Origin of the sequence: Exiguobacterium sp. Helios (genome assembly GCF_014524545.1) — a bacterium.
GTDB lineage: Bacteria > Bacillota > Bacilli > Exiguobacteriales > Exiguobacteriaceae > Exiguobacterium_A.
Genome location: NZ_CP053557.1, coordinates 2546910 through 2567056, shown reverse-complemented (window position 1 = coordinate 2567056; position 20147 = coordinate 2546910). Strand labels below are relative to the sequence as shown.

Annotated in this window: 19 protein-coding genes and 1 pseudogene; 12 read left to right on the top strand and 8 right to left on the bottom strand. The window is 47.6% G+C overall.

Going from position 1 to position 20147, the window contains the following annotated elements; genetic code table 11:
* The first annotated feature begins 7 nt into the window (after positions 1 to 7).
* Positions 8 to 514: a GNAT family N-acetyltransferase gene (locus HNY42_RS13320; RefSeq protein WP_223146466.1), complete on the top strand. Its 507-nt coding sequence runs from the start codon at positions 8 to 10 to the stop codon at positions 512 to 514.
* Between the two features lie 61 nt (positions 515 to 575).
* Here HNY42_RS13320 and HNY42_RS13315 read toward each other — a convergent pair whose 3' ends face one another.
* Complete coding sequence (locus HNY42_RS13315) at positions 576 to 1571, bottom strand: NAD(P)/FAD-dependent oxidoreductase (protein ID WP_131972356.1); 996 nt, start codon at positions 1569 to 1571, stop codon at positions 576 to 578.
* Positions 1572 to 1812: 241 nt separating this feature from the next.
* Between HNY42_RS13315 and HNY42_RS13310 the strand changes: the two genes are divergently transcribed.
* The 6 genes and pseudogenes from HNY42_RS13310 to HNY42_RS13285 all read left to right on the top strand — a co-directional run bounded on the left by HNY42_RS13310 (position 1813) and on the right by HNY42_RS13285 (position 10014).
* Positions 1813 to 3024 carry an NAD(P)/FAD-dependent oxidoreductase gene (locus HNY42_RS13310; protein WP_131502138.1) on the top strand — a complete coding sequence of 404 codons (1212 nt, stop codon included), beginning with the start codon at positions 1813 to 1815 and terminating at the stop codon, positions 3022 to 3024.
* An 81-nt stretch (positions 3025 to 3105) separates the two neighbouring features.
* Entirely contained in the window at positions 3106 to 3423 is a 318-nt protein-coding gene (locus HNY42_RS13305; protein WP_131502137.1) for a YuiB family protein, read from the top strand.
* 101 nt (positions 3424 to 3524) lie between these two features.
* Complete coding sequence (glcT, locus tag HNY42_RS13300; protein ID WP_012371178.1) at positions 3525 to 4382, top strand: glucose PTS transporter transcription antiterminator GlcT; 858 nt, start codon at positions 3525 to 3527, stop codon at positions 4380 to 4382.
* Between the two features lie 220 nt (positions 4383 to 4602).
* Positions 4603 to 6105, top strand: a pseudogene (gene ptsG / locus HNY42_RS13295) (glucose-specific PTS transporter subunit IIBC); the annotation flags it as partial.
* A gap of 153 nt (positions 6106 to 6258) precedes the next feature.
* On the top strand, positions 6259 to 8352 hold the full coding sequence (gene ptsG, locus HNY42_RS13290; RefSeq protein WP_188004626.1) for a glucose-specific PTS transporter subunit IIBC: 2094 nt from the start codon (positions 6259 to 6261) through the stop codon (positions 8350 to 8352).
* A 150-nt stretch (positions 8353 to 8502) separates the two neighbouring features.
* On the top strand, positions 8503 to 10014 hold the full coding sequence (locus HNY42_RS13285) for an MDR family MFS transporter (protein WP_188004625.1): 1512 nt from the start codon (positions 8503 to 8505) through the stop codon (positions 10012 to 10014).
* 337 nt (positions 10015 to 10351) lie between these two features.
* On the opposite strand, the gene ptsP is transcribed toward HNY42_RS13285, so the two are convergent.
* Entirely contained in the window at positions 10352 to 12076 is a 1725-nt protein-coding gene (ptsP, locus tag HNY42_RS13280) for a phosphoenolpyruvate--protein phosphotransferase (protein WP_188004624.1), read from the bottom strand.
* 354 nt (positions 12077 to 12430) lie between these two features.
* Between ptsP and HNY42_RS13275 the strand changes: the two genes are divergently transcribed.
* The 3 genes from HNY42_RS13275 to HNY42_RS13265 are packed head-to-tail and all read left to right on the top strand — an operon-like array spanning position 12431 to position 14680.
* Positions 12431 to 13864 (top strand): leucyl aminopeptidase, encoded by a 1434-nt coding sequence (locus tag HNY42_RS13275; protein WP_131972360.1) that lies wholly within the window; start codon positions 12431 to 12433, stop codon positions 13862 to 13864.
* A 26-nt stretch (positions 13865 to 13890) separates the two neighbouring features.
* Complete coding sequence (locus HNY42_RS13270) at positions 13891 to 14031, top strand: hypothetical protein (protein WP_165871605.1); 141 nt, start codon at positions 13891 to 13893, stop codon at positions 14029 to 14031.
* A complete protein-coding gene (locus HNY42_RS13265) occupies positions 14012 to 14680 on the top strand; it encodes a DUF429 domain-containing protein (protein ID WP_131502131.1) in 669 nt (222 codons plus the stop codon). Before HNY42_RS13270 ends, HNY42_RS13265 begins: the two co-directional genes overlap by 20 nt.
* Here the strand turns inward: HNY42_RS13265 and ytvI are convergent.
* On the bottom strand, positions 14664 to 15788 hold the full coding sequence (gene ytvI, locus HNY42_RS13260; protein ID WP_131502130.1) for a sporulation integral membrane protein YtvI: 1125 nt from the start codon (positions 15786 to 15788) through the stop codon (positions 14664 to 14666). The two genes, HNY42_RS13265 and ytvI, sit on opposite strands and share 17 nt — an antisense overlap.
* An 86-nt stretch (positions 15789 to 15874) precedes the next feature.
* Between ytvI and HNY42_RS13255 the strand changes: the two genes are divergently transcribed.
* Positions 15875 to 16060 (top strand): hypothetical protein, encoded by a 186-nt coding sequence (locus tag HNY42_RS13255; protein ID WP_131502129.1) that lies wholly within the window; start codon positions 15875 to 15877, stop codon positions 16058 to 16060.
* Positions 16026 to 16916 carry a MazG nucleotide pyrophosphohydrolase domain-containing protein gene (locus HNY42_RS13250; RefSeq protein WP_255508352.1) on the top strand — a complete coding sequence of 297 codons (891 nt, stop codon included), beginning with the start codon at positions 16026 to 16028 and terminating at the stop codon, positions 16914 to 16916. The genes HNY42_RS13255 and HNY42_RS13250 overlap by 35 nt, the downstream gene beginning before the upstream one ends.
* 54 nt (positions 16917 to 16970) lie before the next feature.
* Here the strand turns inward: HNY42_RS13250 and HNY42_RS13245 are convergent, their stop codons facing one another.
* The 5 genes from HNY42_RS13245 to HNY42_RS13225 are packed head-to-tail and all read right to left on the bottom strand — an operon-like array spanning position 16971 to position 20000.
* Positions 16971 to 18161: an aminotransferase gene (locus HNY42_RS13245; RefSeq protein WP_131972362.1), complete on the bottom strand. Its 1191-nt coding sequence runs from the start codon at positions 18159 to 18161 to the stop codon at positions 16971 to 16973.
* The gene (locus tag HNY42_RS13240) at positions 18158 to 18661 is read right to left on the bottom strand and encodes an Lrp/AsnC family transcriptional regulator (protein ID WP_131502127.1); all 504 of its coding nucleotides are present in this window, start codon (positions 18659 to 18661) and stop codon (positions 18158 to 18160) included. Before HNY42_RS13240 ends, HNY42_RS13245 begins: the two co-directional genes overlap by 4 nt.
* Complete coding sequence (locus tag HNY42_RS13235; protein WP_131502126.1) at positions 18661 to 19455, bottom strand: glycosyltransferase family 2 protein; 795 nt, start codon at positions 19453 to 19455, stop codon at positions 18661 to 18663. The genes HNY42_RS13240 and HNY42_RS13235 overlap by 1 nt, the downstream gene beginning before the upstream one ends.
* 58 nt (positions 19456 to 19513) lie before the next feature.
* Positions 19514 to 19753: a NifU N-terminal domain-containing protein gene (locus HNY42_RS13230; RefSeq protein ID WP_026827667.1), complete on the bottom strand. Its 240-nt coding sequence runs from the start codon at positions 19751 to 19753 to the stop codon at positions 19514 to 19516.
* Positions 19754 to 19766: 13 nt separating this feature from the next.
* Positions 19767 to 20000, bottom strand: a complete 234-nt coding sequence (locus HNY42_RS13225; protein WP_188004623.1) for a DUF1871 family protein — start codon at positions 19998 to 20000, stop codon at positions 19767 to 19769.
* Positions 20001 to 20147: the final 147 nt, after the last annotated feature.

The following is a 20147-nucleotide window of genomic DNA, read 5'->3' as shown; positions in this document are numbered from 1 at the left end:
AGGACCTGTGACGATCCGGCGTGCCGTTATGGAAGATGCTGGCGCGATTGCGCGGATTCAGATTAAATCTTGGCAGGAAACGTACCGGAAAATCATTCCGGATGCGTATTTTGATCAATTGTCACAGGAGAAGCGGGAACCGGGTTGGCGGAAAAGCCTTGCCGAAGGTCCGGTTTTCGTCGCGCTTGATCAGACAAACGAAATCGTCGGTTTTGCGAACGGTGGACCAAACAGGGAAAATGATGCGACGGAAGGAGAACTGTACGCGCTCTATCTTTTGAAAAGCCATCAGGGGCAAGGAACCGGTAAACGGTTGTTTGATCACGTGTTGGAAGATCTCGGACGGAAAGGCTTCCCGTCCTGTATTGTAAGTGTGCTGGCAGATAACCCGTCCCGTCACTTTTACGAACGTTTCGGCGGACGACTCGTTTCCGAACAATCAATCGCGCGGGGCGGGAAACAACTGGTCGAGTATACGTATCGGATTCTATTTGAATCATCATCCGACAGTTGAGTCAAAAAAAACAGCGTCCCTTCGATCCTGAAATCGAGGTGGCGCTGTTGTTGGTTATACCTTAATGATTTTTAACTTTTTCAAACAGACTTGTCGAGTGCTGCGGATGACGTGCCGATGGATCGACAAGCAACTTCGCTTGGTTGACGGCAATCGGCGCTTCACCGAAACCGGTCGCGATCAATTTGACACGACCGTCATAGGTCGCGATATCGCCGCAGGCGAAAACACCGGGAATCGCTGTTTCCATCTTCGAGTTGACACGGATCGAGTTCCGTTCGAATTCGACTTCCCACTCCTTGAGCGGACCGAGTGATGAGACGAAACCGAAGTTGCAGACGACATCATCGGCACCGACGACGATGACTTCATCCGTCTCGGCGTGTTTGAATGTCAACGTTTCGATGCTGTCTTCACCGGTAACCGATTCGAGTGTATACGGTGTCATGACATTGACGGACGAGTTATGCAACAATTCGACCGTATGTTCATGGGCACGGAACTTATCACGTCGGTGGACGAGGGTAACTGATTTTGCAATCGGCTCAAGCATCAGTGACCAGTCGACGGCAGAATCGCCGCCGCCGAGCAAGACGACTTGACGGTCCTTAAAGCGGTCCATCTCGTTGACGAAATAGTGTAAGTTGCTTTCTTCGAACCGTTCGGCATCGGCGACACCGAGCGGGCGGGCAGCAAACGAACCGTTTCCGGCTGTCAGAATGACGGTTCTCGTATAGTGTTCACCTTTGTTCGTGACGAGACGGATCAGTCCGTCATCAAGTCGTTCATAAGCAAGGACGGTTTCGCCGAGAACGTAAGTCGGATCGAATTCATTTGCTTGTTCAAGCAGGCGGTCGACTAAGTCCTGAGCTTTGACTTTCGGGAAGCCGGCAATATCGTATATATATTTTTCAGGATAGAGCGTCGCAAGTTGTCCGCCGAGTTGCGGCAGACTTTCGATGACTTTCGTCTTCATTTGACGCATGCCTGAGTAAAACGCGGTGAACAGTCCGACCGGACCGCCGCCGATAATCGTTACATCATATGGTTGGTGCATCTGAGTCCCTCCTAAAGTTGGATACCTCTATTATATAGGAAGAGGGGTTCCATGTTGCAAGTACGGGACATCTCACATTTTTTTGGGTTTGCATAATTTCCCTTTGCAATCTATGATAGAAAATGGTTCAATAAACGTATAGACGTGTGAACATTATTTGAACAAAGTTTTTGAGCATTTATCTGCAATTGAATGTGAAGAAAATCACAACAAAACTATTATGCGTAAGGGGTATTAGAACATGAACACACCAAATATTGTTATTCTCGGAGCCGGCTACGGTGGATTGATCACAGCAGTCAACCTTCAGAAAAAACTTGGCGTCGACCAAGCGAACATTACATTAATCAACAAACACGATTATCATTATCAAACAACGTGGTTACACGAACCAGCAGCAGGTACGATGTCTGCTGAACAAGCACGTATCTATATCAATGATGTCATCAATCCTTCACGCGTTAAGCTTGTTAAAGGAATCGTCGAAAAAGTCGATACAGCAAACAATACAGTGAAGCTTGTGGATGGCGGGACAGTCCCTTACGATTATGTCGTCGTGGCACTCGGTGGAGTTCCTGAAACATTCGGCATCAAAGGGTTGAAAGAGAATGCTCTAACAATCAGTTCATTGAACAGTGTCCGGAAAATCAAAGAACACATCGACTACTCATTCGCAGAGTACAAAACGACGGGTTCAACAAACCGTTCACTCTTGACGATCGTCGTCGGTGGTGCCGGGTTTACAGGAATCGAGTTCATGGGTGAGCTCGTCAACCGGATCCCTGAACTGTGCAAACAGTATGACATCCCACGCGAACTTGTTCGTGTCGTCAATATCGAAGCGGCTCCAACAGTCCTTCCTGGATTTGATGCCGATCTCGTTAACTACGCACACAAATGGCTTGAGCGCCAAGGCATCGAGTTTAAACTCGGTAACGGCATCAAGGAATGTGGACCGGGTAGCGTGACATTCGGACCACTTCAAGGTGATACGACAGAAACAATCGAAGCGAACACAATCATCTGGACAGGTGGCGTCAGCGGAAACCCTGTTGTTGCAGCATCTGGTTTCGAAGCGATGCGTAACCGTGTAGTCGTTGCAGAAGATCTCCGTGTTCCTGGACATGAAAATGTCTTCATGATTGGTGACTGTTCAGCTGTTATGGATCCGGCTTCAAACCGTCCGTACCCGCCGACAGCACAAATCGCGACACAACAGGCACACAAAGTGGCTGAAAACATTGCAGCACTCATCGGTGGACGTCAAACATCGACATTCACATATGAAAACAAAGGAACTGTCGCTTCACTTGGTCATAAAGATGGAATCGGAATGGTCTTCGGTAAGAAGATTTACGGCCGCAATGCATCATTCATGAAAAAAGTCATCGACAACAAACATTTCCTTGAGCTTAAAAAGATTGGTCTTGCCATCAAAAAAGGTAAATTCTAAGTTCACGTTTTAGGCAAATGTACACTCGTGCATTTGCCTTTTTTGTCGGTTATACTAAAAGAGATTTAAAGGGGGAACATTATGCATATCATTCAAGCCGTGATCGGGAGCGTTCTTTATCTCGTCATGTTCTTTAGTATCGGTTTTATCTTAAACATGTTATTACGCAGTACGTGGATCATGCTTGTCCTGTATCCGATCATCATCATCATGATGATTGATAACCAGTCGACACTGGATTATTTCACGAGTGCGCGTGAAGCGATTCCGAAACTTGGGGAACGTATCATGGGTCTGCAGACGGCAGACATCACGATGTTCGTAGCCGGTCTTGCCGGAATCATCATCGCCGGGATGTCGATTCGCTTCCTGCGTAAGAGCGGTTACCAAATGTTTTAAAGTCTACTTGAGTGAGTAGGCTTTTTTAGTATGTGAAAACACGTTATAATGAAAACAGTGTCTTTTAAAAAATGTGTAAGAGCAGATAGGGTTGAGAGCGAATGGATAAACAAATGTACCACGTTATCAAAGTCTTGAATAATAATGTCGTCATTTGTTCGACTGGTGCCAACCAGGAAGTCATTATCCTCGCAAAAGGGATTGGCTTCGGTCGGAAGCCAGGCGATCAACTAACGGATCTTGATAAATTAGAAAAAGTGTATACGTTAAAGGATAAAGACGAACAGGCGCAGTACAAAGCACTTGTCGGACATTTGGATGAAAACTTCATCGCCTTGATGAATGAAATCGTTTCAATGATTGAAACGCGATTCGGAAAACGGGTGGATGAACATATTCACATCGGTTTGACGGATCACTTGACGTTTACATTCAAGCGACTTGAACAAGGGATGGAAGTGACGAATCCGTTTCTTGCTGAAACCGAAGCCTTGTATCCGGAAGAGTATGCTTTAGCTGAAGAAATCGTTGAATTCATCAGCGCCGAGATGAATTTTTATTTACCGCCGGCTGAAACCGGATTTATTGCCCTTCATATTCATTCGGCGACGAACTTCAAAGATGTACTCGAAGTCAACCGGCACCATCAATTGGTTGGATTAATTGCGAGTCATATCGAACAACGGTTACAGATTAAAATCGACCGGAAATCACTGGATTACAAGCGTTTAATCCGGCACTTACGATCGGCGATTGAAAGGGTTTCCAATGGGGAGTACCTAGAGGCGCCAGAAAAAGTAGAAAAGCTATTGCGCGAAGAATATCCGCTGTGCTATGATACTGCTTGGGAGCTGATGTCCATCATGGAACGTCAGTTGAAGAAAGCGGTACCGCGCGGCGAAGCGACGTATCTTACGATGCATCTGCAACGCTTAGTGCAGTACGATTTAGGTAAATGACCGCACGGACTACGTGTTACTGATACGATCAGGCATGAGTGGGATGTCGGGCAAGATGATTTATTTCCGTTTCTATTTTTACGGGATAAGTGTATTTTGTCTACAATCCGCTTGTGCCTGATTTTTTTCTGTAAAAATCGGTCAGATGTCTGACTTTTTTCGACCTGTCATTGGTATTATTCCTTATTCTTAGCTCGTACATCAAAAGGAGGAAACACACATGTTCAAACAGATTTTTGCTGTTCTTCAACGTGTCGGTAAAGCGTTGATGCTTCCTGTTGCGATTTTGCCTGCTGCCGGGATCTTACTTGGATTCGGTAACGCGATGCAAAATCCGAACTTGACGTCAAAACTCGAGTTCTTAAAAAATGATGCAATCATCAAGGTTGCAAAATTGATGGAAGCAGCCGGGGATATCATCTTCGGTAACTTAGCACTCTTATTCGCGGTCGGTGTCGCGATCGGATTAGCAGGAGACGGCGCTGCCGGACTTGCTGCCATCGTCGGATTCCTGATCATGAACAAAACAATGAGCGTTTGGCTCGGCGTTACACCAGAAATGGTTGCTAACGGACAAGGATACGCAAACGTACTCGGTATCCCGACACTTCAAACAGGTGTTTTCGGTGGTATCATCATCGGTTTAATCGCAGCCTGGGCATACGGGAAGTATCATAATCTCGAATTGCCGCAATTCCTCGGATTCTTCGCAGGAAAACGTTTTGTTCCAATCGTTACAGCAGTTGTTTCATTATTTGCAGGTCTTGTACTTGTTTTCGTTTGGCCGTTCGCTCAAGACGGGTTGAACACATTCTCCCACTTCATGATGGAGAAAAACCCAACACTTGCAGCATTCGTCTTTGGTCTCATTGAACGTTCATTGATTCCATTTGGTCTTCACCACATCTTCTACGCACCATTCTGGTTCGAGTTCGGTTCATACACGAACAAAGCCGGTACAGTTGTTCACGGTGACCAAGCGATCTTCTTCGCTCAGTTAAAAGATAACGTTGCCTTGACAGCTGGTACATTCATGACTGGTAAATTCCCGTTCATGATGTTCGGTCTTCCGGCAGCAGCACTTGCTATGTACCATGAAGCACGCCCAGAGCGTCGCGCAATCGTTGGTGGTCTTCTTGGATCAGCAGCACTTACAGCATTCTTGACAGGTATCACAGAGCCAATCGAATTCGCATTCTTATTCGTTGCTCCAATCTTGTTCGCAGTTCACGCAGTCTTCGCAGGTCTTTCGTTCATGACAATGCAACTCTTGAACGTTAAAATCGGTATGACATTCTCAGGTGGATTGATTGACTTCCTTCTCTTCGGTGTCCTTCCAGGACGCACGCAGTGGTGGCTCGTCATCGTCGTCGGTCTTGTTCTTGCAGTTGTTTACTACGTCGGATTCCGTTTCGCAATCCGCAAGTTCAACTTGAAAACACCGGGTCGTGAAGACGAAGTTCAAGAGACATCAATGGCACAAGGTTCTGAACTCGCAGCAGGTATTCTTGATGCACTTGGTTCTGAATCAAACATTAAACACCTGGACGCATGTATCACACGTCTTCGTGTTGAAGTCCTTGATAAATCAAAAGTTGACAAAAATGAATTGAAAAAATTAGGTGCTGCAGGAGTTCTTGAAGTTGGTAACAACGTTCAAGCGATCTACGGACCGAAATCAGATAACATTAAATCTGAAATTCAAGCTGTCATCGCATCACGTAAACAAGAAAAATCAGTCTAATGAGTAAAAGAGCTTTCCCGATTTGGGAAGGCTCTTTTTTTGTGGAAAGAAACATGAAGGAAATAGTTTTGTGGAAGAAACATTAAGGGTATGAAGTAAGTAGTTTGGTCAAAAAAAGGAGGGAAATCACTGATGTGGAAAAACGTGTTCGGTGTATTGCAACGGATCGGTAAAGCGCTGATGTTACCGGTCGCAATCCTACCGGCAGCGGGGCTGCTCCTGGCGTTTGGTACGGCGTTTCAAAACCCGAACCTGACGCAGTATCTTCCGTTTCTCGAAAATGATGCACTAGTGGTCATTTGGCGGGTCATGCAAGATGCAGGGGACATCATCTTTGCCAATTTAGGATTACTGTTTGCCGTCGGGGTTGCGATTGGCCTTGCGAATGGTGAAGGGGTCGCCGGGTTAGCTGCGATTGTCGGATTTTTGATCATGAACAAAGTTATCAGCTCATTTTTACAGATTACACCTGAAAAGATTACAGAAGCACAAAAGTCGAGTGATTTATCGTATGCCACCGTGTTAGGGATACCGACCCTGCAAATGGGGGTATTCGGAGGGATCATCGCCGGATTGATTGCGGCGTACAGCTATAATAAATTCTTTAAGATTAAACTTCCGGATTTCCTTGGATTCTTTGCCGGTAAACGATTTGTACCAATTGCTACAGCGCTATTCAGTTTAGTCGCTGGTTTTGCACTGTCTTATATTTGGCCACCAATCGGGACAGGAATCAACACGTTCTCGAAAACCATCATCGAATCAAACGAAACGTTATCTGCCTTCATTTTTGGATTAGTCGAACGTTCCCTCATTCCGTTTGGTCTCCACCATATTTGGTATTCAAGTTTCTGGTTCCAGTTCGGTGAATACACCGATAAAGCCGGTAATCTCGTCAACGGGGATCAGCGGATCTTCTTCGCCCAGTTAAAAGATGGTGTTCCATTTACAGCCGGAACGTATATGACGGGAAAATATCCGTTCATGATGTTTGGACTTCCTGCTGCCTGTCTTGCGATGTATCATACGGTTGCGAAAGATCGCCGAAAAGCAGTTGAAGGGTTATATTTCTCGGCTGCCCTGACTTCTTTCCTGACAGGGATCACTGAACCTGTTGAGTTTTCGTTCGTATTCGTTGCACCGTTATTGTTTGCAGTCCATGCTGTTTTTGCCGGATTATCCTTTATGATCATGGACATCCTGAATGTCAAAATCGGGATGACCTTCTCCGGAGGATTGATTGACTATACGTTGTTCGGTATTTTACCAAACCGGACTTCCTGGTGGCTCGTCATTCCGGTAGGTCTCGTCTTCGCGGTCATTTATTACTTTGGTTTCCGTTTCGTCATCAAGAAATTTGATTTGAAGATTCCTGGACGCGAAGCGATTCAGGAAGGTGCAGCAACAGCCGGTGCGACAGCCGGTGAATTGCCGTATGAAATTCTTCAAGCGTTTGGTGGACCCGCGAATATCAAACACTTGGATGCTTGTATCACACGACTCCGGATTACCGTCAATGATAAATCTGGGGTCAACAAAGAGCGCTTGAAACAACTCGGTGCTGCCGGTGTCCTCGAAGTAGGGGATAACGTCCAGGCAATCTTTGGTCCGAAGTCGGATGGCATCAAGACCGAAATGGCAGAAATTATGAACGACCCGAACTATCAACCGCCGGCTAAGCCGGAAGCTGATCCGATTCCACAAGTGCCAACAGGAGCGGAAGCGCGGACGGATGACCGCTCTGACTTAGCCGGTAAAGATGGAGCATATGTACCGGTTGAAGGATATGTTTCGCCACTGAGCGGTGTGATTCGTTCACTTGATGACGTACCGGATCAGGTTTTCTCTGGACGGATGATGGGTGACGGTTATGCGATTGAGCCGACAGAAGGATATGTCGTTTCTCCTGTATCCGGTGAAATCACGACGTTCTTCCCGACGAAACACGCGATTGGCATCCTTGCTGATAATGGAGACGAAATTTTAATTCATATCGGAATCGATACCGTCTCGCTTGAAGGAAAAGGATTCGAAGCACTCGCGAAAGCCGGGGATCGGGTCGAACCGGGATCACCATTATTAAATGTTGATCTAGAACAAATCCGGCCACTTGTTCCATCGTTACTCACGCCAATCATCGTCACGAACAGCGGCGACCGGAAAGTCTCGGTCGATGTTGGAAAAACAGTCGAAGCCGGTGAAAAGATTTCGTATGACATTAAATAATGAGCGGTACGATGAACACGATTCCGTTTTTGGAATCGTGTTTTTTTATATGCAGCGAACATTTAACAGTGAGATTTTGCACATACGATGATACAATGAATAAGCTATTATGAAGATTAGCTATTTTTTTGAAAAGAAAGAGGTGAGTCGATGGCTACGACTTCGACAAAAACACGCTATGTCGTGTTAGGGTTATTGATCGGGATTTTGGTAGCGGCAATGGATAATACCATCGTTGCAACAGCAATGCCGACAATCGTCAGTGAATTAAACGGCTTTGATCAATATGCATGGGTCACATCGGCCTACATGATTGCGACTGTGGCCGGGATGCCGATTTTTGGTAAATTGAGTGACATGTATGGTCGGAAACGATTCTTCTTATTTGGAATGTTACTGTTTATCGCAGGAAGTATTCTTTGCGGAATGGCCGACTCGATCGTGGAACTATCCGTATATCGTGCCGTTCAAGGTCTTGGCGGCGGTGCTTTAATGCCAATCGCCTTTACGATTATTTTTGATATTTTTCCACCGGAAAAACGGGGGAAAGTCAGCGGATTGTTTGGGGCCGTCTTCGGAATTTCAAGTATCTTTGGTCCGTTACTTGGTGCCGTCTTAACGGATGCCATCAATTGGCGCTGGGTCTTCTATATCAATATTCCATTAGGGATTTTGGCGTTAACACTCGTTTCACTGTTTTACAAGGAGTCACCGGTTCACCGGACACAAAAAATCGATTATGCCGGAGCGGTGACGTTGGTTGCCGGACTTGTCCTATTCCTGCTGGCACTTGAAATGGGCGGAAAAGATTATGCGTGGAACTCACCGCAAATCCTCGGTTTGTTTGGAGCAGCACTTGTTGCCTTCATCGTCTTTGGCTTCATCGAACGCCGGGCAGCTGATCCGGTCATCACGTTCAGCTTATTTAGACGGCAATTGTTTGCGGCGACACAAGGCGTAGCCTTCTTCTATGGCTTTGTCTTTATCTCCGCCAGTGTCTTTATTCCGATTTTTGTCCAAGGTGTGTTTGGTGGTAGCGCGACCAATTCGGGTCTGATCTTGATGCCGATGTTGATTGCATCCGTCGTTTCGGCCCAACTCGGTGGACGTCTACCGAATAAATACGGATTCCGGAATGTCATGCTCGTTTCAGCTGTTTTCTTCTTATTAGGCGTTTATCTCTTGAGTACGATGTCGCTTGAAACATCAAGAACAGCCATCACGATCTATATGATCATTTTAGGGTTTGGTGTCGGATTCAGTTTCTCGTTACTCAACCTGGCGAGTATCAACGGAATTGAGATGCAACGGCGCGGTGCTGCCACATCGATGGGATCGACGTTCCGGACCATCGGAATGACGCTCGGGGTAACAGTTCTTGGTATTGTCCAGTCGCGGACATTCTCATCGACGATCAGTGAACAGTTGCCAAATGGCAATGCACCGGATGGCGGACAATTCCCGACGGCTTCGGCCCTTGCGAAGATGCCGCCGGAAGTAGCGAATGCCATCAAGTCATCACTTGCCGAATCGATTTCATCCGTCTACCTGTGGGCTTTGATTCCAGCAGTACTCGGTGTCATCTTTGTGTTCCTGATGGGGAATGAACGTCCGACGTTAAAAGAAGGACAAGGCGAACGACCAAAAGCAAAACAAGCATAATGTGTAGTTAAAGCGATTTAGATAAACATTAACAGACGAGAGGAAAGTGGATGTCAAAATCCGCTTTCCTTTTTTGTTGTTCGAAATCATTCAATGCACGAGACTCCTGCAGGAAAAAGCGCAAGTGCAAACTGCGCTGTCAGAGACAAACAAGACCCGCTTTTCTGCCCACACGGGGCAGGAAAACTGGCTTGTGTCTCGCCTGAGAAAAGCGAGTACAGAGAGGAATGATTTCGACGTAGGATAATCCGATTTCCCGCACAAAGTAAAGGAAAAGGGGATACTTTGTTAACGAGACAAAAAAACACGCCCCGAGACGGGACGTGTCTGAAAAACCTTATTTTTTGATATCGAATGTTGTGCTGAGGAAGTTAACGACATCTTCCGCTGTATCCATATCGAGTACTTGTTCAACGACTGCTTCACATTCTGCTTTGTTCAAGCGCGTCATTAAGCTGCGTGCACGAAGGACGGAAGAAGCTGACATTGAGAATTCGTCGAGTCCGAGTCCGAGAAGGATTGGAAGCGCGAGTTCTTCTCCAGCCATCTCACCACACATGCCGACCCATTTGCCTGCTTTGTGTGCTTCTGTGATGACGTTGTTTAAGAGGTTCAAGATGGCCGGGTTGAACGGTTGGTAGAGATATGAAACTTTCTCATTCATCCGGTCAGCTGCCATCGTGTATTGAATCAAGTCGTTTGTTCCGACTGAGAAGAAGTCGACTTCTTTCGCGAATTGTTTCGCCATGACAGCTGTTGATGGAATCTCGACCATCATACCAACTTCGATGTCTTCAGAAACCGTCACGCCTTCTGCTTGAAGGTTTGCTTTTTCTTCCAAGAGAAGCGCTTTTGCTGCACGGAATTCTTCGAGTGTCGCGATCATCGGGAACATGACAGCAAGTTTTCCGTACGCGCTTGCCCGGAGAAGGGCACGGAGCTGTGTCCGGAAGAGATCTGTTTGGTCCAGGCAAAGACGGATTGCACGGTAGCCGAGGAACGGGTTCATCTCATGCGGGAGGTCGAGGTAAGACAACTCTTTGTCGCCGCCGATATCGAGTGTCCGGATGACAACTTTTTTATCGCCCATCGATTCGAGAACCGTTTTGTAAGCCGTGAATTGCTCGTCTTCCGTCGGGAACGTTTCAGCGTCCATGTAAAGGAACTCTGTCCGGTATAATCCGACTGCTTCCGCACCATTCTCGAGAACGCCTTTTACATCGTTTGGTGTTCCGATGTTCGCTGCGAGCTCGACGTGATGACCGTCTGCTGTAACTGTTTTTTCGTTTTTTAGTTTTTTCCACTCTTCTTTTTGAGCGATATACGCTGAACGTTTTTCTTCATACTCTGCGATTTGTTCGCTTGAAGGGTTGACGATGACGTCACCCTCTGTACCGTCAAGAATCAAGAAATCACCGTGTTTGACTTCCGTCAAGACGACTTTTGTTCCGACGACAGCCGGAATTTCAAGAGAACGGGACATGATCGCCGAGTGCGAAGTCCGTCCACCGATGTTCGTAGCAAATCCTTTTGCATACTTCCGGTTGAGTTGTGCTGTATCTGAAGGTGTTAAATCTTCTGCAATGATGATGACTTCTTCATTGATTTGAGCCGGTGTAACGAATGTGATACCGAGCAAGTGGGCCATCGTCCGTTTTGTAACGTCACGGACATCGGCTGCACGCTCACGCATGTATTCGTTATCCATGGATTCAAAAATCATGACCATCATCTGTGACACTTCATCGAGTGCTTGGGCTGCATTGGTCTTCTCATCGTCAATTTTTGCGTTGACTTGGCTGACGATTTCCGGGTCTTCCAAGATCAAGAGGTGAGCTGAGAAGATTTCCGCTTTGTCTGCACCGAGTTCTTTTAATGTGTTTTCACGGATGATTTCAAGTTCACCCTTCGACTTAACGATGGCGGCTTGGAAACGTTCCTTTTCTGCTGCCGAGTCCTCGATTTTATTCGTTGGAATGTCAAAGACAGGTGTTTCCATTACGAATGCCTTTGCAATCGCAATCCCTGCAGAAGCGCCAATTCCTTTGATGTGCTGTGCCATGTGCATTACCCTCTTTTCAGTAAGTTTTTTCGCCGCAGCGACGTCATTTCTTTGCTATCTATAGATACCCATAAACGCATCTCTCTTAACGGGTCGCTTGCGGACTCTCCCTTTGAATGAAAACGTAGACATTTCTGTCGTTGCCAAATGACCGTTAAAATAGAAGTGCCTGTCCTTTTCACCTGTTTAATCCTATCATATTGTGAAACAGGCAACAATTGTTTGAAACGCTTCAAATCGACAAATTAAAGAACGTCTTCTTTGAGAACGGTTTCATTTGTCTCGGAGGCTATCAGTTGGAAAATTGGATTAAACACTTCATACTAATATGTATCACTAAAGGGGGATTTGAATATGCGATGGAATCAAGTAGATCCACAAGCTCATGTCGAAGTACTCGTTGTCGGTATTTCAGGAAACCAGCCGGTCGAGGAACGGATCCGGTCACTTTATCCGGATCGTTTGGATGAATGGGTACGCCGAGGGGATATCTCAACGAAACAAGGAGAACTCCGCTTGTTGCCGACACTGACTGGAACCGTGGAACGTGTGTTGTTCGTCGGTCTTGGGAAAGCCGAAGGACTTACGACAGACAGCCTTCGCCGATTATTCGGAAAAGCAGCTCAGTTCTTGAAAGCACGCCAGTTATCCAAAGTGACGATTGATGCGACGACTTTCCCGGGTCAACCGGTCGAACTGATTGCTGAGACGTTTGGCTTAGCTACATATGAAGTCAAACATTATAAAACAAACACGCGGGGCACATATGATCTGGATTTAACAATCTGGTCAGACGCGGGAGATCAGGATGTTGTACGTGGGGAAGCACTTGCGCAAGCGACGAATCTCGCGCGCCGTCTCGTCACGATGCCGGGTAACCTGTTGACTGCACCTGCTTTGGCGGATGAAGCCCGCTTTATTGCCGAGCGTCACGGGCATGATTTGAAGATTCTTGAAAAAACAGATATGGAAGCGCTCGGGATGGGTGCATTGCTTGCCGTCAATCAAGGGTCGACAATTCCACCGAAACTGATTGTCCTTGAATACAAAGGAGCAGGCGACGAGGCTCCGATTGCCGTCGTCGGAAAAGGTGTGACTTTCGATACAGGCGGTTACTCGATTAAACCAAAAGACGGAATCGTCGGGATGAAAGGGGATATGGGAGGAGCCGCAGCCGTCCTCGGATTGTTTGAAGCCCTCGGTCAGCTTAAACCGAATGTAAACGTCTTGGGAGTCATTCCGGCGACGGATAACATGATTTCCGGTGATGCTTTTAAACCGGATGATGTCATCACGTCAATGGCAGGAAAAACGATTGAAATCCTGAACACCGATGCGGAAGGACGCCTTGTCCTGGCAGATGCCGTCACCTACGCCAAAGAATACAAGCCGAAGATGATCATTGACCTTGCGACGCTGACAGGCGGAGTCTTAGTGGCACTTGGAACAGAAATCACAGGGGCATTGACGAATGATGCTGATCTGTACGAACGATTTGAAGCCGTGACACAAGAGACAAACGAAATGGTCTGGCAGATGCCGTACGTTGATCAGTTCATCAAGCAGGTCCGACGCTCGGACGTCGCAGACTTAAATAACTCACCGGGACGGATGGGACATATGATTTTCGGTGGTGCGTTTGTCGGTGAATTTGTCGGTGAGACCCCGTGGCTCCACCTTGATATCGCCGGAACATCCGAACAAAAAGCCGCGACGGAACTTGGTCCAAAAGGGGCGACCGGTGTCATGGTCCGCAGTCTGTATCATTTCGTCGAACGCGAAAAATGATGCGCGTCAACAGCGTCCTCATTTTAATGACAATCGTTAGTATCGTCTGGTACCTGGATGCACGGGAACAGATTTCTTTAGCGGCAGCGACTTTTTTTGGTGTCTTTACGATTTTATCGCTCCTTAAGAGTCTGCGGGAGAAGTCCAATGGACGTCACCGGAATTGATGCGGCGAAAGCCGGATGGGTGGCTGTATCGATTCAAGACGGTCAGTTTTCCTGGACGGTCGCTCCGTCACTCGACGAAATCGAATGCGGAACCCGGACCTATATCGATATGCCGATTGGACTGGAAGAAGACAAACGCCGGGCAGTCGATCAGTTGTTACGGGAAGAATTGAAGCCTGGCCGAACGAGCAGTGTCTTTAATGCCCCGTTGCGTGCAGCACTGGAGCAAGCCGGTTATCCGGAAGCAAACGAGTATTCGAAGCAGCAGGCAGGTTTCGGTCTCTCCAAACAAGCGTGGTATCTGTTACCGAAAATCCAACAGGTACGGAACTGTTATCGACCGGGCATGGTGGAATCCCATCCGGAAGTCTGTTTTGCCCGCCTGACCGGTCATCCGGCACGTCACAGTAAACGGACGGTCGAGGGAATGGCAGAGCGGGCAGAACTGTTGCGACGGTACGGTTGTCCGGCTTACTGGGAACTAAATGTGCGCGGTGTCGCGACAGACGACTGGATCGATGCCTGTCTCCTGGCAGTTGCTGCCACGTTACCGGCAGTCTATGTGCCGGACGATCGTCCGGTTGATTCGATGGGATTTCCGTTATATGCCGCATTACCGAAAAAAATCACCTTCACCGAAATGGTGTAGGTGATCCTTTGATAAAGTCCCAAAGATAATGAAAAATCCTCGCGTTGTGTAACGCTTTGATGATGACCGCAATCAAGGGACCTAAAATCAATCCGAAGACGCCGAACACCTGAATACCGACAAATAAGGCGATTAAGGCGGTGATCGGTTGAATACCGATGTTATCGCCGACGATTTTAGGTTCCATGATATTGCGTTGTAAGATGACGATTCCGTAAAGAATCGCAAGACCGATGGCAAGACCCGTATCTCCCGTAATGATGGAATAGGCAATCCAAGGCAAAAAGACGGAGCCGGTTCCAAGATAGGGTAAGATGTCAAAAAATGCCGCGATAAAGGCGATCGCAAACGGATGCTCGACTCCGATGATCAACAGTCCGATCAGGACGATGAAAAATGTAATCGTAATCAATGTCAGTTGCGCTTTGATATAACCGAACAAAGCGGACCGGAGACTCGTGACGACCGATTCGGCACGGGCGAACCATGGTAACATTTCGTATTGCTTCAATCTGATTTCGTACTTGTGCCAGTCTTTTGAGATGAAGAACCAGGCGAGCAAGACGATGACTAAAATCAACGCGATGGAGGGTAATGTCGCTAAAATCGTCTGCAACATCCCGGCGACACTTTTGGAGCCTTCACCGATCGCACTGGCAAGGGAACTGCCGAGGGACTGGATACTGTTTTGGACCGTATTTTGTTGTGACGGTTCAAGTGAGCGAAGGGCTTCCGACGCATCGTTCCAAATCGGTGCCAGCTTTTCGTTGTAGAGTTTTTGGAAATAAAGACTCAGCTCCTGGATTTGTGCCGGCAGCTGATTGGCGACAAACACAAGTCCACGAATCAACTGCATGATGATCAAGACGAGCGAGCCGATCAATAAACCGCTCATTAAAATGATGGACAGCAGAGCACCCCAACCGCGGTTGATCCGAAGTCGTTTTTGGAAAAAGTCGACGAGCGGCCGACTGAATAAAGCCAATAGAAAAGCAAAGACGAACGGGTACATGAAAGAAGACAAGCGAACGATCAGCCAACCGGTGAAAAAGATGGCAAGGATGACGCCAATGAAACGGGCTAATTGCCACAAACGTTCAGTCGACATAAGCAACACCTCTTACTATGTATGGAATGTCATCATCATATCATGTTTGTCAGACGAACGTATCGTTCAAAAGGGGAGGAATTCAGATGAAACGAAAAGAAATGGGATTACTCGTCTCGCTCGCCGTTGCGAGCGGACTGGCTGTTCGGGAATGGCGGAAGAACCAACAGTTTACGAAACGATTTAAGGAACAATCGGAAGACCGGCTTGTGAAGGGACTGGCGGAGGTGCAGGACGATGCAGGAGATGATTCTTCTTCAACAAAAGGTTAATGAAACGATTCGAGCGCTCGGAGGATATTTTCGCCCGTTATCTGGATTAGCCCGTTTGATTGAGGAGGTCGGTGAAGTCGGGGAGGCGCTCGAAACCGGAGACGAGTCGTCGTTTCAAGCGGAACTGGTCGATGTCCTGATGATTTCGACCTGTCTTGCGAATCAATACGTGACGGATTTGGCACAGCAACATCAACAGCTCGGGACGATCGAAGACGAGGTGCGAGGTTCGTTTTACCGCCTTGTTCATGAAACGGGGCAGGTCGCTCGTGTCATGAACGGATATGAAGGTGACAAGCCGCCGAAAAAGACGGAAGACGTCATTCCGATCGGGACATCGCTCGCCCGTCTCCAGCGTGAACTGTTCCGGTTGGCCCGTCCCCTCGGAATCAACCTCCTGAAAGAAATCGACCGGACAAACGAGAAGAATCTGAATCGTGACCGTAAACGGTTTGCTTTGACACGTGATCCGGTGACAGAAGCGACGATTGATCACTTCCGAAGCGCAACGGGCAATACGGAACGTCTCTGGGGTGCACCCGTCCATGAAAGCGGCCTCTCGCTCGAGGCGCATATTCGGGCGTCACTGCCGTCGTTACGCCGGTTCTTGCGTTGTGCCCGGATTGAAGGCATTGATGGATTCGTCATCGAGGCTCCGATCGAGCGGACTGACAGTTTACGAAGCGTCAAAGATCAGGCTGATGAAATCGGACGAATCATTAAGGAACAGACACCGCTGTCGTTTAAAGAAGCACCGTACCGGATTGATGTCTATGCCCCTCAACTCGGTCCGGTATCGCCGTATCATGCGGAAGACGACCACCGGATGTTTATCGTCCTACATGTCGATGAGTAACTAAAAAAGAAGCATCCTTTCCCAATTTGGAATGGATGCTTCTTTTGGTGTAGATCATCGTGAGGGATTCGATAGTTCGACCTGTTTCTGATTCAAGTGTTGCATGAAACGGTTGATCCGGTGAATCGCCTGTTGGAGCTGTTCGATCGAACTGGCATAACTGGCCCGGACATAACCTTCTCCACTTGCACCGAATACAGAACCGGGGACGACCGCGACGCGTTCCGCAAGCAACAGTTGCTCTGCGAATTCCTCACTCGTCAAACCGGTTCCGCCGATGTACGGGAAGGCATAGAACGCCCCACCCGGTGAATGCGTCGGCAGTCCGGCGTCATTTAACGCTTTGACGAAATAGTTCCGCCGTTGCCGGTAACTGCGGACCATATCCGGAACTGTCTTATGACGCGAACGTAAGGCTTCGATTCCGGCGAACTGAACGAGCGTCGGGGCACACATCATGCCATACTGATGAACTTTCAGCATCGCCTGGCTGATAGCGGGCGGGGCACAGGTAAAACCGAGCCGCCAACCGGTCATCGCAAAGGCTTTAGAAAACCCGTTGATGACAATCGTCCGTTCCCGCATATCGGGAAGGGTCGCAAAACAAGTCGGCTCGTCTTCATAAGAAAGTTCAGCGTAGATTTCATCGCTGATGACATAAAGATCATGTTTCTTGGCAAGCAACGCGAGATCGGCCAATTGATCGCGTGTCATGACGGAACCGGTCGGATTGGACGGGAAACAAAAGATGATCGCTTTTGTCCGGTCTGTGATGACCGCTTCAATCGTTTCCGGCTGAATCGTAAATCCGTCTTCTGCACGACAGGCTGCCGCGACAGGAATACCGCCTGCCAGTTCAATCAATGGAGCATACGAGACGAAGGCCGGTTCAACGACGATGACTTCGTCTCCCGGATTGATCAACGTCCGAAAGGCTAAATCGAGTCCTTCCGAAGCACCGGTCGTGACGATGATTTCGTCCGCGACCTGATAGTCAATCGAAAATTTTTCTTGCATGTACAAACGGATCTCCTGGCGTAATTCGACTAATCCGGCATTGGCACTGTATGCCGTATAACCTTGTTCGAGCGCAGCGAAACTGGCTTCCCGGACATTCCAGGGGGTGACAAAATCAGGTTCGCCGACACCAAGCGAGATGACATCTTCCATCGAACCGGCTAAATCAAAAAAACGCCGGATACCGGAAGGGGCCAATCGTTCGACACGTTCAGATAAATGTTTCATGGAGACACCTTCAATCGTTTGTCCCCGTCATCCTGGCTGAATAAAACGCCGTCATGTTTATACGTTTTGAGACGGAAATGGGTTGTCGTCGAAATGACAGAATCGAGTGTCGATAATTTTTCTGAGACGAACTGTGATACTTCCTGCAGGGATTTTCCGTCAAGGACGACTTGTAAATCGTATGCTCCTGACATCAAATAGAGTGACGTCACTTCCGGGAAGCGGTGGATGCGTTCTGCGACCTCATCAAAGCCGCGTCCCCGTTTCGGTGTCACTTTGACATCGATGAAAGCGGTCACGCCATGGTGAGCATGGATTTTTTGCCAGTCGATAACGGCTGTATAACCGAGCAGGACCCCGTCTTGTTTAAACGTCTCGAGTGAAGATGACACCTCTTCCTCTGTCAAATTAAGCATTTGAGCAGCTAAGACAGGATCGACCGGTCCATTCTGCGTCAATAATTCCAGTAGTTCTAGTTGTTTGTCTGTGTACACAATCATCACTCGCTTTCTGTCAGGTTGCCATGGAACGTCCGGCGTGTCTCGCGTAGCCGGGAGCGACGTTCCTCTTGTACGATGTGGAAATTTTTCATATCAGTTGTCGGGAGATGATGCTTTTCGACGAGTCGGTCAAAATAGACGCGACGCGACGCATCCTGCTTAGCCGATTGGTGGTTGCCCGCAGGATTAAACGCATACAGGACGGTTGCCCGGGCCGGGTGCAGAACGAGATGATCCTGTCCGACACGCAAAATCCAGTCCCAATCCCAATAGTTGAAGACGTCTTCATCAAATAAACCAAGTTTTTCATGAAGTGACTTGCGATAGAGGGAACCGGACGGGATATAGGTCGAATCCTCTTTCATCGCTTCCCGGTCATACGGATAAGCAAAAGGTTCCGTCGTTTTTACGACACGCCGGTCCTGTTGCCACTCGTAAGTGAACAGTTCGGCATCGACGTACGTCAAGTCCGCACCGGCCTCAAGATCGCCGACAACTTCCTCGATATGTGAAGGCAACAATAAATCGTCGTCGTCGTGGAGAAGGATATACTTTCCTGTTGCTAACGAGACACCGTGATTTCGTGCCCGGACATGGTGGTTTTCCGGCAAATCGATTGACGTGATTGTCAGTTTGTCCTGAAAGTCAGTCAGGACAGGAGTCAGCGGCTCGCCGTTATTGTTTAAGATGATGACTTCAAAATCCTGATAGATTTGTTTTGTCAGTGCGGTCAGTGCTTCGCGCAACTCACGCAATCTGTTATATGTGGGGATGATGACTGAGACCATCGGCATTTAAGTCGTCTCCTTAGAACAAAGACACCCTTGAAATTCAGGTGTCCTTGTGAGATATTTACATTTTTTCTTCGATTGTCGGAAGTAAGTCATTCCATTCAGCGTCAGCTTCTTTTGTGACGGTGACGAAATCACCGTATGCAAATAGATTATCGATGCCGTCAATCGTGATGAGTGATGCGAGCAAAGCATCTTCCGGTGTATCCCCTTTTTTGACGCTGGTGCTCTTGGCACCGAAACGGTCTCCGTCGAGGGTGATTTTTACTGAGTTCGGGTTAGGCGTGTAGTCAACTTGCATAATCAGTCTCCTTTCAAAGTTCACACGAAGCTTCACATAAAAGTAAGTTCGTTGCGAGTAAAATCAATTCCTGCTGATCCGGTCGTTCATCAAATGATTCTTCAAAAACGCTCCCGATTGCTTCCGCAAGCGGGCTTATTTGATCATGAACCGTCAGTAAGCTTAGTATAGCAGACATTTCCGTCGGATAATTTCCTTCTCCTAGGTGAAATGGATCATATTTTTTTAAAAGTTCTTTTGAACTCATAATCACTAAAACTCCTTATCTCAATATATCTCAAAAGGCGGTAGTCCGCCTTTTCAAATTTGTTTGACCTGAATTTCAATGCAAGGGCTTATTTTTCCGGCATTTAGTGATAACCTATATCTTGTAGATAAATAGGTTTAAAAATGC

Bases quoted from the DNA above. Each gene is read 5' to 3' on its own strand.
- HNY42_RS13315 (WP_131972356.1), bottom strand. From the start codon at position 1,571: ATGCACCAACCATATGATGTAACGATTATCGGCGGCGGTCCGGTCGGA.
- HNY42_RS13310 (WP_131502138.1), top strand. From the start codon at position 1,813: ATGAACACACCAAATATTGTTATTCTCGGAGCCGGCTACGGTGGATTG.
- HNY42_RS13305 (WP_131502137.1), top strand. From the start codon at position 3,106: ATGCATATCATTCAAGCCGTGATCGGGAGCGTTCTTTATCTCGTCATG.
- glcT (WP_012371178.1), top strand. From the start codon at position 3,525: ATGGATAAACAAATGTACCACGTTATCAAAGTCTTGAATAATAATGTC.
- ptsG (WP_188004626.1), top strand. From the start codon at position 6,259: ATGTGGAAAAACGTGTTCGGTGTATTGCAACGGATCGGTAAAGCGCTG.
- HNY42_RS13285 (WP_188004625.1), top strand. From the start codon at position 8,503: ATGGCTACGACTTCGACAAAAACACGCTATGTCGTGTTAGGGTTATTG.
- ptsP (WP_188004624.1), bottom strand. From the start codon at position 12,076: ATGGCACAGCACATCAAAGGAATTGGCGCTTCTGCAGGGATTGCGATT.
- HNY42_RS13275 (WP_131972360.1), top strand. From the start codon at position 12,431: ATGCGATGGAATCAAGTAGATCCACAAGCTCATGTCGAAGTACTCGTT.
- HNY42_RS13270 (WP_165871605.1), top strand. From the start codon at position 13,891: ATGACAATCGTTAGTATCGTCTGGTACCTGGATGCACGGGAACAGATT.
- HNY42_RS13265 (WP_131502131.1), top strand. From the start codon at position 14,012: ATGGACGTCACCGGAATTGATGCGGCGAAAGCCGGATGGGTGGCTGTA.
- ytvI (WP_131502130.1), bottom strand. From the start codon at position 15,788: ATGTCGACTGAACGTTTGTGGCAATTAGCCCGTTTCATTGGCGTCATC.
- HNY42_RS13255 (WP_131502129.1), top strand. From the start codon at position 15,875: ATGAAACGAAAAGAAATGGGATTACTCGTCTCGCTCGCCGTTGCGAGC.
- HNY42_RS13250 (WP_255508352.1), top strand. From the start codon at position 16,026: ATGCAGGAGATGATTCTTCTTCAACAAAAGGTTAATGAAACGATTCGA.
- HNY42_RS13245 (WP_131972362.1), bottom strand. From the start codon at position 18,161: ATGAAACATTTATCTGAACGTGTCGAACGATTGGCCCCTTCCGGTATC.
- HNY42_RS13240 (WP_131502127.1), bottom strand. From the start codon at position 18,661: ATGATTGTGTACACAGACAAACAACTAGAACTACTGGAATTATTGACG.
- HNY42_RS13235 (WP_131502126.1), bottom strand. From the start codon at position 19,455: ATGCCGATGGTCTCAGTCATCATCCCCACATATAACAGATTGCGTGAG.
- HNY42_RS13230 (WP_026827667.1), bottom strand. From the start codon at position 19,753: ATGCAAGTTGACTACACGCCTAACCCGAACTCAGTAAAAATCACCCTC.
- HNY42_RS13225 (WP_188004623.1), bottom strand. From the start codon at position 20,000: ATGAGTTCAAAAGAACTTTTAAAAAAATATGATCCATTTCACCTAGGA.